Source organism: Mycobacterium sp. NGS56 (genome assembly GCF_059812425.1).
Map to the genome: position 1 here is coordinate 133,245 of NZ_JCALCQ010000004.1, position 15,444 is coordinate 148,688.

Here is a 15,444-nt window from a genome sequence, read left to right on the forward strand (position 1 = left end):
GTCCTGGAGTTGCTTGCTTTTCAGCGGAGGAGGTAGGGCATGTTGACGGTGACGGCGCCGGTGGGACAGCGGGCCGCGCAGGGGCCGCAATACCAGCACTCGTCGACGTGCATGAAAGCCTTGCCGGTGTCGGGGTTGATGGCCAGCGCATCGAGCGGGCAGACCTCCACGCACAGCGTGCAACCGTCGATACACAGCGACTCGTCGATCGTGACCGGCACGTCGACGCGGTTGTTGTTGATCAGCGTCATCTGTTGCTCCTCATCGGCTCGGCTCTAACGAGATTGCCCCGCATGGTGATTCGATCGCCCCGCATCCGGATGTATTCGAGGTCGACGGGGGTGCCGTCGGCCAGGCTGGTGAGCCGCTCCAGCATCAGCAGCGCCGCGCCGTCGGGCACCTGCAGCGTGGCCGCCGAGTGCGCGTCGGCCGGAATGGCCTCGAGCGCCAGCGCCGCCGAGCCCAGCCGTTGCCCGCTCACCTTTTCGATGAGCGCGAACAGGTCGTTGGTCTCCAGCGGATGGTTGAGCACCTCGCGGCCGATGTCCGGGGCCAGGTAGGTGAGGTCCAGGCTGAGCGGCAGATCACCCAGGTAACGCAACCGCTCGACGAACACCGCCTGCTCGCCCGGTTGCAGCCGCAACCGGCGGGCCACCGACGGCGGCGCGGTGACACACATCGCGGCGCGCACCTCGTTGCGGACCTCTCCGAGATCCTTGAACGTCTCCTTCAGACCCAGCAGCGCGTCGAGCCCGTGGTCGTACTTGCGCTGCGCGACGTGTGTGCCGACCTTGGGTCCGCGGTCGATCAGTCCCTCATGTTTAAGGACGGCCAGTGCCTCCCGAATGGTGTTGCGCGATACCGAGAATTCGGCGGCCAGCGCCAGTTCGGCGGGCAGGCCGTCGGGGTAGGCCTCGGCGTGGATCTGCTGGCGCAACACGTCGGCGACCCGGCGGGCCCGATCGGCCCTGGGTCCCCCGATGGGTACTGGTTGCGCCACGGGAGTCACGCTAACCCAGCTCAGAGGCGGTTTTCGGGTCGATCAGGACGGTCGGCGACGACGCCCGAGCGTATTGCGCCGGGCCGCCGTCGGACCCGACCAGCTAAAACCCCCACCCGCAACGCCATTGCGCCACCTGCGAGAACCCGTCGGCTTTGTGATCCCGGTGAGCAGAACCTGCCACGCCGTGCCCCCCGCGATTCCGGGTGCGGACTCCCGACGGCGCAAGATGGCTTGCATGACGGACGTTTCGAAACACGCATTGACCAAGGTGCCGGCGGTCACGCTGGGCTTCTGGGTCATCAAGGTTTTGGCGACGACATTGGGCGAAACGGGCGGCGACACCGTCACCATGACCCTGAATTGGGGTTATGCCGCCGGGGTCGCGATCTTCGGCGTCGCGCTGGTGGTGCTGGTCGCGGCTCAGATCCTCGCCAAGCGATTCCACGCGGTCCTCTACTGGTTGACGATCGTGGCCTCGACGACCTTCGGCACCGTGCTGGCCGATTTCGCGGACCGGTCGCTGGGCATCGGCTACACCGGCGGATCGCTGCTGCTGCTGGCGTGTCTAGTGGTGACCCTGGTCGTGTGGCGATGGTCGCAGGGCACCGTATCGGTCAGCACCGTCTCGACACCCAAGGTGGAGGCCTTCTATTGGGCAACCATCACGTTCTCGCAGACGCTGGGCACCGCGCTCGGCGACTGGCTGGCCGACACGCGGGATTTCGGCTACGAACGCGGCGCGCTGGTTTTTGCGGCAGGCCTGGCAGTGGTCGCGGCCCTGTACTTCTGGACCTCAATCTCCCGCGTCACCCTGTTCTGGGTGGCGTTCATCCTCACCCGACCGCTGGGGGCGACCCTGGGTGACTTCATCGACAAGCCGGTCGCCGACGGCGGCCTGGCGTGGAGTCGCCCGCTCGCCTCGGCGGTGCTGGCGGCCCTGATCGCGGTGCTGCTCGTCGTGATACCGCAACGTCCCGGTCGCCACCCCGGCCAGACCAAAGACGATGCGACGGAAGCCGGGCCGCCCCTTGACATCGAGCAACCAGACCAGGACCCGAACTGACCGGACGATTTTCGGGCCGCGCTCACCGAGAGGTTGATTCACCAACCGCGTTTCACCCGCGGCAACGGCGGGGCGGGCAATCCCGCTTTCAACGGTGTCACAGTGAAGTGGACGTACCGTAGTGACGTCGGTGATGGGTAGACGACGAGGAGCGGGGATGCCATCCGGCGCGCAGCAGCGTCAGGCACTCATGATGCTTCCCCAATGGGCTTGCGAGAGCGTCGCATCGAAGAATGCCCGACGATGTGGTTCAACCGTGACTTCTTCCAAGCACCGTGGCCTGACTGGACGGTCGACGTCGACCTCGACAGCCTGACAACGTTCTTCAGCCATACCAATCCGGGTGAGACCATCGTCAGCCACCCGGTGCGCATCAAGCTGGAAAGTGCCGGCGCCGTCTGGGGGGCGACCAACCGGTTCTGCGATGGGCGGCCCGTGTGCCGAGGTATTGATCGAGGCCCGCTGGCCCGACTGAGGGTGCGTCTCGCGCCCGACGTAGCGTTGACCCATGCGAGTCCTGCTCGTTGAGGATGAACCGCGGCTGTGTGCCACCGTGGCACGGGGGCTCAAGGCGGAGGGGTTCGTGGTCGTGGCCGTCGGCAACGGTGTCGACGGCCTGCGGGAAGCCACCGAAAACGCTTTTGACGTAGTCGTTCTCGACATCATGCTGCCCGGCCTGAGCGGTTACGAGGTGCTGCGCCGGATGCGGTCGCACAGCGTGTGGACGCCGGTACTCATGCTCACCGCCAAGGACGGTGAGTACGACCAAACCGACGCCTTTGATCTGGGAGCCGATGACTATCTGACCAAGCCCTTCTCATTCCGCGTGCTGGTGGCGCGGCTGCGGGCCCTGATTCGTCGCGGCGCGCCGGCACGGCCGGTGGTGATGAAAGCAGGGACACTCGCCCTGGATCCCGCCCGGCACGCGGTCAAACGGGGATCGACCCCGATCGCGCTGACGCCGCGCGAATACGGGGTGCTCGAGTTCCTGATGCGCAACAAGGATGTGGTGGTGACCAAGGCCGAGATATTGCAGAACGTCTGGGACGCGCATCATCACGGCCCCGACAACGTGGTCGAGGTGTACGTCGGTTATCTACGTCGAAAGATCGATGTTCCGTTCGGTACCAACACCATCGAGACCATCCGGGGCGTCGGTTACCGATTGCTGTGCTGACACACCGGCAACGTCACGATCACCTTGGTTCCGCCGCAGGGCGGGTCGTCGATGCTGACCGTGCCGCCGTGTGCGGCGACGATCTCGGCGACGATCGCCAGGCCCAGGCCGGCCCCTCCCCCGCTGCGCGCCCGGTCGGAATCCAAGCGCACGAAACGTTCGAATACCCGGTTCCGGTCGGCCGGGGCGATCCCGGGGCCGTCATCGCTGACGACAAGGACCGCAACTTCGTCCCGGCCGCCGACCTCGATGGCGACACACGAAACCGCATGGCGGACAGCATTTTCGACCAGGTTGCGGATCATCCGCGACATGGCCACCGGGTCACCGTCCAGCCGCGCCGGGCGGATATCGGTGTGGATCACGACTGGCGCTTCACGGCGGGCACGGTCGGCCTCGGTCCGCGCGAGGTCGTCGAGGGCCACCCGCTCTTTGCGCCGGAGCAGCGTCTGCTCGTCGGCGCGGGCCAGCAGCAGCAGGTCCTCGACCAGGGTGTGCATGCGCCGCGCCTCGGGCAGCAAGGTGTTGACCGCCAGGTCGGCGTCGAGCAGATCGGGATGCGCTTCGGCCACTTCCAGCCCGGAGATGATGGTGGCCAACGGGCTACGCAATTCGTGTGACGCATCGCCGACAAAGCGTTGCTGCGCGCGGTGACCCGCCTCCAGGCGCGAGAGCATCTCGTTCATTGTGAGGGCCAGGGCCGCGATCTCGTCGTGCCCGTCGGGCACGGGTACCCGCTCGGCCAGATCGGACGTCGAGATCTCGGCCACCCTGGTCCGGATGGCGTCCACCGACTGCAGCGACCGTCGCACCAGCCAGTAGGTTGCCCCCGCCACCACCCCGACGATCACCGGCGCGCTGCAGGCCAACAGGATCGCCAGAGTGCGCGCGGTCGCCTCGACGGCCTCGCTGCCGCCCCCCACCAGCACCGTGTACACACCGGATCGGGTCGCGACTTTTTGACCACTGACACGCATGTCCTCACCGGCCACCACGTCGTCGGGCAGGCCGCGGCGCAGGTTGAAGTCGAACTCGCTCGCGGCGACCAGCGGTGTTCTCGGTGCGGAGCCGGATCGCTTGACCACGTTGCCATCCGGACCGATCAGCTGGGTTGCGACCACCCGCTGATCGGTGATCAGCAACGCGTTGTCGAGGTCGTCGAGCGATTCGGACTGCAGCGCCTTGGTGATGTCACGGACCCTTTCGGCGGCGGCGTAGTCGACGCCCGCGATCAGTTTGCGGTACAAGACCGCGTCCAAGCCCGCGCCGGCCACACTGAGCGCGCACAGCACAACGACCGCCGACACTGCGGCGGAGCGGGCCGAAATGCCCAGAGGCGCGAGGTGCCACGACCGCACTCGCCCGCGTCGACGAGATGGCCAGACGCCGGGTATCCGCACGCCTCCGATTCTGCAGGCCCGTCGGCCTGGGGGAAAACATCGAGCTCAGCGCGTTTCTCAGCGGCCTCTCAGCGGCCGCGTCCTAGGCTTGCGGCGTCATGCTTGGTACTGCAGGCCCCGCGCACCGTATCGATCGTGCGACCACCCGAATGCTGGCCGCAGCGGCGGTGGTGTTCGGCTGCGTCGGCCTGGGAGTGGCGCAGGCGGGCGCCGACCCGAGCCCGTTCAACACCCTCAGTTCGAGCTGCAACCAGACGGCTCCTGTCGATCGGGATGCACTCCTTGCGGGGATCCGGCGCGGTATCGCCGACTGGTCGCCGGGCGCACCCCACGCCTCCGCGAGCGCCACGTGCGGCGCGAACCCGGCTTCGACGACCGGTTGATCGCTCAGCTGTCGGCGACCGACGGCACGGCCGGAGTGTCGTTGGCACCGTTGTTGCGTGCCCCGTTGGTCCCGGACGCGTCCGCGGGCAGCTCGAAAGCCGCGGTCACCGAACCCACCGCCGCCATCGCGGCATTGCGTTGCGCCTCCATTCGGGCCAGCGCCGTCTCCGTGAAGACCGACAGCCCGAGATCGTGGTTGTAGCCGTGGATTTCTTTGACGTCGAGCTGGGCCAGGAAATAAACGATTTCCTTGGAGACCACCTGGCCCGGCACCAGTACCGGGAATCCCGGAGGGTAGGGCACCACGAACGTGGTCGACACCAGGGTCTTACCTTCGGCCAGCCGCCGGCCGGCGGTGCCGATCAGCACATGCTCTCGATCGGATTCTTCGTATCCCGCGTAGAAGGCCGAGCGCATGTCGCCGAACTTGCATTCGTCGACGGGCTTGAAGGCGACGTCGAACTCACTGAAGTCGGGCAGATGCGGCAGATCCTCGGTGATCTCCTCAACATGACGCTCCTGCAACGCCCGATCGGCGACGCTGGCCGCCTTCTCGATGCGGTCGAAATCGATTGCCACCCTGCGCAACACGTCGAGCAGGTAGTGCACGCTCGACCATGTGACACCAATCGTGAAGATCAGAAGCACGCTGTTGATCGACGTCTTGTTGATCTGGATGCCGAACCGCTCCATCAGGATCTTCTCGCGGAAGTCGTAGCCGTTCATTCCGGTCGCCCCGACGAACAGCGTGACCCGAGTCGGATCCAGCACAAACTGGTCGGATCGCCACGCCTGGTTCCACTCGGCCAAAGCGCCCTGCCTGATCGAAGCGGTCGAGCTGACCGCCGACTCCCGGAATTCCTCAGGCACCAGGTCCGATTCGTCGAGAATGCGGAACCACTTGCTGATCAGCCGGTCCTTACGCACCCGATGCCGGAAGACCAGCGCCATGTCGTAGACCTGCCGGACCAGTTGGAAGCCTTCGATGTCGACCTGGCGCCGGGCCAGGTCCAGCGACGCCAGCAACTGCTGGTTCGGTGATGTCGAGGTGTGGGTCAAAAACGCCTCGCCGAAGGAATCGCGGGCGAGCGCGTTGAAATCCTGGTCGCGCACGTGGATCATCGACGCCTGCCGCAGCGCCGACAGCGATTTGTGCGTGGAGTGCGTGGCATAGACGCGCACCCGCGCGGTGGCCGGGTCGGGCATCAGCTTGCGCTCGATCCATTCCGACCGATCAACCCCGGCCATGGCTGCGGCCCATTCCCGGTATTGCTCAACGTATTCCGGCGATGCCAGCATCTGCTCGAGGCGCTCGGCAGACACCATCGCGGTCCGTTGCCGGGCCCACGGCACGGCCGTGGCGAACGCGTACCATGCCTCGTCCCACAAGAAGCAGATGTCGGGCTTGATCGCCAACACCTCCTGCATGACCTGCAGCGGGTTGTAGACGACACCGTCGAAGGTGCAGTTGGTCAGCAGCAGCATGCGGACCCGGTGCAACTGTCCGGCCGCCTCCAGATCCAGCAGCGTCTGCTTGATCGTGCGCAGGGACACCGCGCCATAGATCGCGAACTGCGGCAGTGGATACGCGTCCAAATACAGCGGGTAGGCACCGGCGAGCACCAGCCCGTAGTGGTGCGACTTGTGGCAGTTGCGGTCGATCAGCACGATGTCGCCCGGCCGGGTCAGCGACTGCACCACGATCTTGTTGGCGGTCGACGTCCCGTTGGTGACGAAGTAGGTGTGATCGGCGTTCCACGTCTTCGCGGCCTTGTCCATCGCCTTTTTGATGTTGCCGTGCGGGTCCAGCAGCGAGTCGAGTCCACCGGAGGTGGTGGAGGTTTCGGCCATGAAGATGTTGCGGCCGTAGAACTCCCCCATGTCCTGCAGCGACCTGGAGTTGAAGATGCTGGCGCCGCGCGCTACGGGCAGGGCGTGGAATTGACCGACCGGCGCGGCGGCGTACGCCCGCAATGCGTCGAAAAACGGTGTCGCATAACGGTTTCGCAGTCCGGCGAGCACCGTGCTATGCAGGTCGGTGACATCGTTGAGTCGATAGAACGTCCGGTCGTAGACGTCGGGCTCGGCGTCATCGCCGGCGGCGATCGACTCGTCGGTCAGCAGATACAGGTCGATGTGCGGCCGCAGCTCCCTGATCCACTCGCCGCACTCCACCCAATCGTTGACGCGGTCCGGGATGACGTCTCCCGCATCCTCATTGGGCCCGAGCAGCGTGTTCATCAAGGGCAACCGGTCGCGGGACCGAAGCGGCAGGTCGTCGCGGATGATCGCGGCCTGAATCTCCCCGTTCAGCGCGACCGCGGTGATGGCGTCCTCGACGCTGGGAACCACCAGGATTTCGAACTGCACGTCGTCGGACGGACAGCGCAGCGCGCGCAGGCACTCGGCCAGGCTGTCCGGGGCGGTACTCGGCGCGTCGTCGGCGAGCAGCACCGTGTAGAAGTGCTGCTGCTTGGCCTGGGCGACCAGCTCTTGGTCGTCCAGCGGCGCCGACGTATCGAAAAGCCCTGCGCGGTCGCCGTATTCACTCAGTAACCGCACGGCCAGGGAAACCTCTTCGGTGAGCCGCACGGTGGACAGGCTCTCCAGGTGGGCGCGGAAGTTCGCCAGATTCCCCGCACCGGGGTACAGCCAGTAGCGTTCGTAGGCGGCGATGCGGTCCATCAGGCGTTTCACCCGGGCCACGTCATGGGCCTTGTCCAGCCCGGCGAGGTCCACCTCGGCGAGGTGACGGCAGGCGTCGTCGAGCAGGTTCCAGGTGTCGACCCGGGCGTATGACGGGTTGGCCACGGCCGCCAGCGCAGACACCCGAAGTCTTCGCGGCTGGGTGGTGTATCGAATCATGACCTCACCTGTTCTTCTCGGATCGCCGCCGCGGACGTGCCGTTCGTATTGTGAACCCGCTACGCCACGCCCGTGGTCATTTCACCCCAGCTTGATCAGCGTTCCGCGTCGTCGTCACTGTCCACGTCGCCGTCGATAACCCGCCCGCGACCGCGGGCGCCGTCCGCCCGCCGCAGCATGGGCAGCTCCCAGCGCCGGACCGGTAACTCGGTGACATCGCTGAGCGACCTCACCACGCCCTGCGTCAGCGCCATGATCGCGGCCATCACCGGCAGCAGCGGCTGCAGCGGCTTGGCCGCGGAGCGCACCGTGCTGATGCGCCGGGCGACAACCACCCGCTCGACGCAGTGATACAGCCAGGCGCCCACGCCGAGCGCATAGATCGAGAGCACCGAGGCGACGACGGTCAGCCGGTACGCGGCGCAGAGCACCGCACCCACCACCACCGTCGCGGCTAGGACGGCCGCCACGAGCAGGCGCAGTTCCAAGCGGGTCATGACTGCGGTCCGTGGTCCTCCGGTGTGTCGGCGGCATCGGAACCCACCGCACCGCGAACCGCCTGGGCGGCGGCCCTGATCTGCGGCGTCACCAGCATGACGTGACCGAGGACCCCGTTGACGAAGCCCGGCGATTCGTCGGTGGACAGCTCCTTGGCCAGCTGCACGGCCTCGTCGACCGCGACCGGCTCCGGCACGTCGTCGGCATACAGCAGCTCCCAGACCGCCACGCGCAGGATGGCGCGGTCCACGGCGGGCAGCCGGTCCAGCGTCCAGCCCTGCAGATGCGAGCTGATCAGGTCGTCGATGTGCGCGGCGTGCTCGCCGACGCCCCGGGCCGCCGCGGCCGTATAGGGCTGCAGGGGCGCGATTTCGGGGTTGGTTTCGGCAAGCCCGGCGCGGACGTCGACAATCTCCGCCGGGCTCAGCCCACGGGCCTCGGCTTCGAACAACAGGTCGACGGCACGTTTGCGGGCCTGATGGCGTCCCCTGACGGGTCTGCTCACGCGTTGACGCGCCCCAGGTAGCTGCCGTCGCGCGTGTCGACCTTCAGCTTGTCTCCCGTGTTGATGAACAGCGGCACCTGGATCTCGGCCCCGGTTTCGACGGTGGCGGGCTTGGTGCCGGCACTGGACCGGTCGCCCTGCAAGCCCGGCTCCGTGTGCGTGACTTCCATCTCGACCGACACGGGCAGCTCGATGTACAACGGAGCCCCATCGTGGAACGCCACCTGCACCGGCAGCCCCTCCAACAGGAACCGGGCGGCGTCGCCGACCAACGACTCGGGCAGCGGGTGCTGCTCGTAGTCCTGGCTGTCCATGAAGACGAAGTCCGAGCCGTCGCGGTACAGGTAGGTGGTGTCGCGCCGGTCGACGGTGGCGGTCTCCACCTTCACGCCGGCGTTGTACGTCTTGTCGACGACCTTCCCGGAGAGCACATTCTTCAGCTTGGTCCGCACGAAAGCGGGACCCTTGCCCGGTTTGACGTGCTGGAATTCGACGATCTGCCACAGCTGGCCGTCGATCACCAGTACCAGTCCGTTCTTGAAATCGGCAGTGCTTGCCACGGTTCGGTATATCTCCTCGGACGTTGGACAGTTTCCTGCGGAACTGTCTGTGACTTGTCGGTCAGTTTAGAGCGCTCCGCGGCCGCGCACCCCTGGCCGGGGTCGGGCGGTGAGGCGCGAAACCCCGTTAGCGGTGGACGTGTTCGGAGCCGAGCGCGGCTTGCCCGTCCGGCGACGGCAGCGGCGTGAACGCACCCGACTGTACTCGCGCGGCTGGCCCCGGGCGAAGCCGCGCGCACGTGGCCGACTCCCTCGGGGCTACGACAAGACGGTCAGCTCCTTGGGAAACTTGGTCAGCAATTCCGGGGGCGCCCCGCGAGCCTCCTCCGGCACCACCAGCGTGTCCTCGATGCGCACCCCGCCGCGGCCGGGCAGGTACACGCCGGGTTCGACGGTCACCACGGATTCGGCCAGCAACGTGCCGGTGGACGTGGCGCCGATGCCCGGCGCCTCGTGGATTTCCAAGCCCACACCGTGACCCAGACTGTGGCTGAAGTGCTCGCCATAGCCGGCATCGGCGATCACCCGGCGCGCCGCGGCGTCCACCTCGCGCAGGTCGGCGCCGGCGTGCAGCGCCTCCCGGCCCGCCCGCTGCGAGTCGGCGACCAGCTGATAGATATCCAGCTGCCAGTCGGCGGCCTTGCCGAGCACGAAGGTGCGGGTCATGTCGGAGTGATAGCCGCCGACCAGCGCCCCGAAGTCGATCTTGACGAAGTCGCCGCTGGCCAGCACCGCGTCGGTGGGGCGGTGGTGCGGGATCGCCGAGTTCGGCCCCGCGGCCACGATGGTCTCGAACGAGATCGCGTCGGCGCCGTGGTCCAGCATCAGGCCCTCGAGCTCGCGGCTGACCTCGCGCTCGGTCCGGCCGGGCCGCAGGCCGCCACGCGCCACCAGATCGCTCAGTGCCGCGTCGGCCGCCTCGCAGGCGAGCCGCAGCAGGGCGACCTCGCCGGCGTCTTTGACCTCGCGCAGCGCCTCGACGGTCCCGGCCGCCTTGACCAGTTCGGTGGCCGAGTTCCGTTCGGCCAGCTCGCGGGTCAGGGCGTCGAATCCGTCGACGGTCACCACGTTGCTTTCGAAGCCCAGCTTGTGCGCGCCCGCCTCGGCGGCCTGAGCGGCCAGGTAGCGTCCGAGCGCCCGTTCGATGGCGACTTCGAGGTCCGGCGCCTGCTCGGCGGCCTGGGTCCGGTACCGCCCATCGGTGGCCAGCACCGGGTCTCGATCGTCGGCGAACACCAGCAACGCGCCGTTGGACCCGGTGAAACCGGAAAGGTAACGGACGTTCACCAGGTCCGTGACCAGCAGCGCATCCAATCCGCTGGCCTCGAGTCGTGCCCTGAGCCTGTCTCGACGCTGTGAATGTGTCACGGGTCTTGACGGTACTCGCTACGCTTTTGGGCCATGAGTAACTGGATGCTGCGCGGATTGGTCTACGCCGCGGCGATGGTCGTAGTCCGATTGTTCCAGGGTGCGCTGATCAACGCTTGGCAGACCCAGGCGACGTTGTTCAGCGTGGCGCTGCTGCTCTTGTTCATCATCGGCGTGATCATCTGGGGAATTCGCGACGGCCGGGCCGACGCCATCGCCAACCCCGATCCGGACCGCCGCGGCGACCTGGCGATGACCTGGCTGCTGGCCGGTCTGGTGGCCGGTGTGCTCAGTGGAGCCGTCTCCTGGCTGATCGCGACCTTTTACAGCGGCCTGTACACCGGGGGGCTGCTCAACGAGGTGACGACGTTCGCGGCCTTCACCGCCCTGTGTGTCTTCGTGCCCGGCATCCTCGGCGTGACCATCGGGCGCTGGCGGGTGGATCGCAATCCCCCGCCGCGCCGGCCCGGCACTGACGAGGAGCGGGCCGACACCGACGTGTTCTCCGCGGTGCGCGCCGACGACGCGCCCACCGGCGAGATTCCCACGCAGTCGTCCGCTGCCCACACCGAGGCGCGGACCGGGTCGGTCGCCACAGCCGAGCGCGAGGCGCCCACCGACAAGGTGTCCACCACCGAATCACCGACCGAAACGATCGCCAAGCCCAGGGACGACCCGAAGACCGAGGTGATCCGCACCGGCGACGAGGACACCAGGCGCGGCAAGGAACCCGGCAAGGGCTAGCTGTGGGCGCCGGGATCTCCGGCCAGATAACGCAGGGCGAGCAGGTAGCCCTGCACTCCCAGCCCGACGATCACGCCGGTCGCGACGGGGCTGAGGTAGGAGTGTCGCCGAAACTCTTCGCGTGCATGGACATTGGAGATGTGCACTTCGATCAGGGGCGCACGCAACTCCGCGCACGCGTCACGCAACGCCACCGAGGTGTGAGTGAGGCCGCCGGCATTGAGGATCACCGGTTCGCCCGCGTCGGCCGCCGAATGGATCCAGTCCAGCAGGTCTGATTCATTATCGCTTTGCCGCACAACGGCTTTGAGGCCGAGCGTGTCGGCCTCCCGTTCGATCAGCGCGGCCAGTTCATCGTGCGTCGTGTCGCCGTACACGTCCGGCTCGCGCCGGCCCAGCCGGCCCAGGTTGGGGCCGTTGATGACGTTCACGACGGTGGTCATCGGCACCGCTCCCCCTCATCGCTTCGCTGTGCATCATCGCCGGCGCAGGTCATGACGCCTCCGCGAGTCCGGCATAGGCCGCCGCCAGCAGCGACGGGTCGGGGCCGGCCATCCGGCCCGGCTTGCCCAGGCCGTCGAGGACCACGAAGCGCAGCACGCCGGCGCGCGACTTCTTGTCTCCCGCCATGTATTCCAGCAACTGCGGCAGCGCGTCGGCGTCGTAGCTGACCGGCAGGCCGAGCGCGGACAGGATGGTGCGGTGCCGCTGCGCGGTGGCGTCGTCGAGGCGCCCGGCCAGCCGGGCCAGCTCGGCGGCGAAGACCAATCCCACCGACACCGCGGCTCCGTGCCGCCACTGGTAGCGCTCGCGACGCTCGATCGCGTGCCCCAATGTGTGCCCGTAGTTGAGGATTTCGCGCAGCTCCGACTCTTTCTCGTCGGCGGCGACAACCTCTGCCTTGACGGCGATCGAGCGCCGGATCAGCTCCGCCAGCACGTCACCCGCCGGGTCGGCCGCGGCCTGCGGATCGGCCTCGATGAGGTCGAGAATCACCGGATCGGCGATGAATCCCGCCTTGACGATTTCGGCCATCCCCGCGACAAGTTCGTTGGCCGGCAACGTCTGCAGTGTCGACAGGTCGACCAGAACGGCGTGTGGCTGATAGAACGACCCGACCAGGTTCTTGCCCGCGTCGGTGTTGATCCCGGTCTTGCCCCCGATGGCAGCGTCGACCATGCCGAGCAACGTGGTGGGCACGTGCACGATGTCGACACCGCGCAGCCAGGTGGCCGCCGCAAACCCCGCGACGTCGGTGGCCGCCCCGCCGCCGAGGCTGACCAATGCGTCTTTGCGGCCAATCCCGATGCGGCCCAAGACTTCCCACAAGAAACCGACCACAGGAAGGTTTTTGCCCTCCTCGGCGTCCGGGATTTCGATGCGGTGCGCGTCAACGCCCTTGTCCGCCAACCGGCTTCGAATCACCTCGGCGGTCTCCGCCAGCACCGGTTGATGCACGATGGCCACCCTGTGCCGGTCACAGAGGAGTTCGTCGAGCTCGCCGAGCAAGCCGGTACCGACGATCACCGGGTACGGCGGGTCTACGGCCACCTCGATCGTGACCGGATCACCGGTCATGTGGCGGCCCCGGCCGGAGCCTGCTGCAGCCGCGAGACGATGTAGCGGACCACCGCGCCCGGGTTGCGCCGGTTGGTGTCGACGCGGATGGTCGCCGCCCGCCGGTACAGCGGGCTGCGTTCGGCCAGCAGCGCACGGTACTTGTCGGCGCGATCGGGTCCGGCCAGCAGCGGGCGCACGGTGTTGCCGCCGGTGCGCCGCACGCCTTCGGTCGCGCTGATCTCCAGGTAGATGACGGTATGGCCGGCGAGCGCCTCGCGCACCCCCGGCGTGGTGACCGCGCCGCCCCCCAACGACACCACGCCGTCGTGGTCGGCCAGCGCGGCGCGCACCACGCCTTCCTCGATGCGGCGGAATTCCGCCTCGCCGTCGGCGGCGAAGATGTCGGCGATGCGGCGCCCCGTCTGCTGCTCGATGGCCACGTCGGTGTCCAGGAAATCGACACCGAGCGCCTTGGCCAGCCGCCGGCCGATGGTCGACTTGCCGCACCCCGGCAGGCCCACCAGGACCGCCTTGGGCGCCATTACGCCGTACCCCGGGCGGCCGGTGACTCCCGCTCGGCGACCGCCTGTCGATAGCCCTCGACGTTGCGGCGGGTTTCGGCCAGCGAATCGCCGCCGAACTTCTGCAGCGCCGCCCGGGCCAGCACGAGCGCCACCATGGCCTCCACCACCACGCCCGCGGCCGGCACCGCGCACACGTCCGAGCGCTGGTGGATCGCGACGGCCTCGTCGCCGGTCGCCATGTCGACGGTGGCCAGCGCCCGCGGCACCGTGGAGATGGGCTTCATCGCGGCGCGCACCCGCAGCGGCTGGCCGTTCGTCATGCCGCCTTCCAGGCCGCCCGCGCGATTGGTCGAGCGCACCACGCCGTCGGGGCCTGGATACATCTCGTCGTGGGCGCGGCTGCCGCGGCGGCGTGCGGTCTCGAAACCGTCGCCGATCTCGACGCCCTTGATCGCCTGGATGCCCATAACGGCGGCGGCGAGCTGGCTGTCCAGCCGGTTGTCGCCACTGGTGAACGAGCCCAGCCCGACGGGCAGACCCAGGACCACCACCTCGACCACACCGCCGAGCGTGTCGCCGTCCTTCTTGGCGGCCTCGATCTCGGCGATCATCGCCTCCTCGGCCGCCTTGTCGAAGGCGCGCACGGGGCTGGCGTCGATCGCAGGCAGGTCGTCCGGGCCCGGCGGCGGGCCCACGTAGGGCGCCGACGGACCGATCGCGATCACGTGCGAGAGCACCTCGACGCCGAGCGCCTGGCGCAGGAACGAGCGGGCGATCGTGGCCGCCGCCACGCGGGCCGCGGTTTCGCGGGCGCTCGCCCGCTCCAGCACCGGCCGGGCGTCATCGAAGCCGTACTTGAGCATGCCCGCGTAGTCGGCGTGGCCGGGCCGCGGCCTGGTGAGCGGCGCATTGCGGGCGCTGTCCGCCAGCTCCCCCGGGTCGACCGGGTCGGCGGCCATCACCGTCTCCCACTTCGGCCATTCGGTATTGCCGATCTCGACCGCGATGGGCCCGCCCAAGGTGACGCCGTGACGCACCCCGGACAGCACGCTCACCGCGTCGCGCTCGAACGCCATCCGCGCGCCGCGACCGTATCCGAGACGGCGCCGGGCCAGCTGTTCGGCGATGTCGAGGGAGGTGATCTCCACACCGGCGACCATGCCTTCGAGCACGGCCACCAGCGCGCGGCCGTGCGACTCCCCAGCAGTGATCCAACGCAACACGGGTCCCATCTTCCCATGTCGAGTTCCGAATGCCGATTCGCGCAGTCCGCGGCGATAGCGGTCCGCCGAGGCACGGGTCAGAAGGCGATGTCGACCTGGCGCTGCGCGGCGACCCTACGGGGTCGGAGGGCGTCAGAGCAGCGCCAGCCCGACGCCCGCCGCGCTGGCCAGACACATCGACGGCCCGTGCGGCACGGTGGCCGCGTCATGGGCGCGGTCGAGAAGCCGGGCGACCGCGCCGACCACCGCGGTCAGCAGCGGCGCGCCCAACGCCGCCAGAAACCATGCGCCGGCCCCGAAGCAACCGGTCAGCGCGCCCAGACCGAGAGCCAGCTTGACGTCGCCGGCCCCCATTCCGCCCGGCGCCGCGCAATGCACCACCAGATAGATCGCCGTCAAGGCCACGGTTCCGGCCAGCGCGGGCGACCCGCGCCCGGCCATCGTCGCGACGGCCAGGACCGCCGCGGCCCCGGTCAGCGTCAGCGGGTTCGGCAAGCGTCGTTCGCGGATGTCATACCAACTCAACGCCGCCAGCCAGGCCAGCACCAGACAGGCCGTCGCAATCCGCAT

17 protein-coding genes and 1 pseudogene are annotated in these 15,444 nt (G+C 68.2%); 5 read left to right on the plus strand and 13 right to left on the minus strand.

Features of this window, described 5'->3' with window-relative positions; all coding sequences use genetic code 11:
• Positions 1–20: 20 nt before the first annotated feature.
• Both AC5Y4F_RS13445 and AC5Y4F_RS13450 read right to left on the minus strand, forming a co-directional pair.
• Positions 21–251, minus strand: coding sequence for a 4Fe-4S dicluster domain-containing protein (locus tag AC5Y4F_RS13445; protein WP_067932339.1), 231 nt, complete (start codon positions 249–251; stop codon positions 21–23).
• Entirely contained in the window at positions 248–1,009 is a 762-nt protein-coding gene (locus AC5Y4F_RS13450; protein WP_499997216.1) for a GntR family transcriptional regulator, read from the minus strand. The genes AC5Y4F_RS13445 and AC5Y4F_RS13450 overlap by 4 nt, the downstream gene beginning before the upstream one ends.
• A gap of 229 nt (positions 1,010–1,238) precedes the next feature.
• Between AC5Y4F_RS13450 and AC5Y4F_RS13455 the strand changes: the two genes are divergently transcribed.
• The 3 genes and pseudogenes from AC5Y4F_RS13455 to AC5Y4F_RS13465 all read left to right on the plus strand — a co-directional run bounded on the left by AC5Y4F_RS13455 (position 1,239) and on the right by AC5Y4F_RS13465 (position 3,243).
• Positions 1,239–2,066 carry a COG4705 family protein gene (locus tag AC5Y4F_RS13455; RefSeq protein ID WP_067932344.1) on the plus strand — a complete coding sequence of 276 codons (828 nt, stop codon included), beginning with the start codon at positions 1,239–1,241 and terminating at the stop codon, positions 2,064–2,066.
• Positions 2,067–2,223: 157 nt separating this feature from the next.
• Positions 2,224–2,541, plus strand: a pseudogene (locus AC5Y4F_RS13460) (hypothetical protein).
• Between the two features lie 33 nt (positions 2,542–2,574).
• Positions 2,575–3,243: a response regulator transcription factor gene (locus AC5Y4F_RS13465; RefSeq protein WP_067932346.1), complete on the plus strand. Its 669-nt coding sequence runs from the start codon at positions 2,575–2,577 to the stop codon at positions 3,241–3,243.
• On the opposite strand, the gene AC5Y4F_RS13470 is transcribed toward AC5Y4F_RS13465, so the two are convergent.
• The gene (locus AC5Y4F_RS13470; protein WP_499997458.1) at positions 3,225–4,637 is read right to left on the minus strand and encodes a sensor histidine kinase; all 1,413 of its coding nucleotides are present in this window, start codon (positions 4,635–4,637) and stop codon (positions 3,225–3,227) included. The genes AC5Y4F_RS13465 and AC5Y4F_RS13470 overlap by 19 nt on opposite strands.
• Before the next feature lie 104 nt (positions 4,638–4,741).
• On the opposite strand from AC5Y4F_RS13470, the gene AC5Y4F_RS13475 reads away from it, so the two are divergent.
• Complete coding sequence (locus tag AC5Y4F_RS13475; RefSeq protein ID WP_499997218.1) at positions 4,742–5,026, plus strand: hypothetical protein; 285 nt, start codon at positions 4,742–4,744, stop codon at positions 5,024–5,026.
• A gap of 4 nt (positions 5,027–5,030) precedes the next feature.
• Here the strand turns inward: AC5Y4F_RS13475 and AC5Y4F_RS13480 are convergent, their stop codons facing one another.
• The 5 genes from AC5Y4F_RS13480 to AC5Y4F_RS13500 form a co-directional block, all read right to left on the minus strand.
• Positions 5,031–7,892: an aminotransferase class I/II-fold pyridoxal phosphate-dependent enzyme gene (locus AC5Y4F_RS13480; RefSeq protein WP_499997220.1), complete on the minus strand. Its 2,862-nt coding sequence runs from the start codon at positions 7,890–7,892 to the stop codon at positions 5,031–5,033.
• Positions 7,893–7,987: 95 nt separating this feature from the next.
• Positions 7,988–8,389, minus strand: a complete 402-nt coding sequence (locus tag AC5Y4F_RS13485) for an antitermination protein NusB (protein WP_067932354.1) — start codon at positions 8,387–8,389, stop codon at positions 7,988–7,990.
• The gene (nusB, locus tag AC5Y4F_RS13490; protein WP_067932356.1) at positions 8,386–8,895 is read right to left on the minus strand and encodes a transcription antitermination factor NusB; all 510 of its coding nucleotides are present in this window, start codon (positions 8,893–8,895) and stop codon (positions 8,386–8,388) included. Before nusB ends, AC5Y4F_RS13485 begins: the two co-directional genes overlap by 4 nt.
• Complete coding sequence (efp, locus tag AC5Y4F_RS13495) at positions 8,892–9,455, minus strand: elongation factor P (RefSeq protein ID WP_067932358.1); 564 nt, start codon at positions 9,453–9,455, stop codon at positions 8,892–8,894. Before efp ends, nusB begins: the two co-directional genes overlap by 4 nt.
• 258 nt (positions 9,456–9,713) lie before the next feature.
• A complete protein-coding gene (locus AC5Y4F_RS13500; protein WP_067932360.1) occupies positions 9,714–10,823 on the minus strand; it encodes a M24 family metallopeptidase in 1,110 nt (369 codons plus the stop codon).
• Between the two features lie 33 nt (positions 10,824–10,856).
• Here AC5Y4F_RS13500 and AC5Y4F_RS13505 point away from each other — a divergent pair, with 33 nt between their 5' ends.
• A complete protein-coding gene (locus AC5Y4F_RS13505; protein ID WP_499997226.1) occupies positions 10,857–11,567 on the plus strand; it encodes a B-4DMT family transporter in 711 nt (236 codons plus the stop codon).
• Here the strand turns inward: AC5Y4F_RS13505 and aroQ are convergent.
• From aroQ to AC5Y4F_RS13530, 5 genes are all read right to left on the minus strand, one after another.
• Entirely contained in the window at positions 11,564–12,010 is a 447-nt protein-coding gene (gene aroQ / locus AC5Y4F_RS13510; RefSeq protein WP_499997229.1) for a type II 3-dehydroquinate dehydratase, read from the minus strand. The two genes, AC5Y4F_RS13505 and aroQ, sit on opposite strands and share 4 nt — an antisense overlap.
• 49 nt (positions 12,011–12,059) lie before the next feature.
• The gene (gene aroB, locus AC5Y4F_RS13515; RefSeq protein ID WP_499997232.1) at positions 12,060–13,145 is read right to left on the minus strand and encodes a 3-dehydroquinate synthase; all 1,086 of its coding nucleotides are present in this window, start codon (positions 13,143–13,145) and stop codon (positions 12,060–12,062) included.
• A complete protein-coding gene (locus AC5Y4F_RS13520; RefSeq protein WP_067932366.1) occupies positions 13,142–13,669 on the minus strand; it encodes a shikimate kinase in 528 nt (175 codons plus the stop codon). The genes aroB and AC5Y4F_RS13520 overlap by 4 nt, the downstream gene beginning before the upstream one ends.
• Complete coding sequence (gene aroC, locus AC5Y4F_RS13525; RefSeq protein WP_067932386.1) at positions 13,669–14,874, minus strand: chorismate synthase; 1,206 nt, start codon at positions 14,872–14,874, stop codon at positions 13,669–13,671. Before aroC ends, AC5Y4F_RS13520 begins: the two co-directional genes overlap by 1 nt.
• Positions 14,875–15,006: 132 nt before the next feature.
• Positions 15,007–15,444, minus strand: coding sequence for a prepilin peptidase (locus AC5Y4F_RS13530; RefSeq protein WP_499997235.1), 438 nt, complete (start codon positions 15,442–15,444; stop codon positions 15,007–15,009).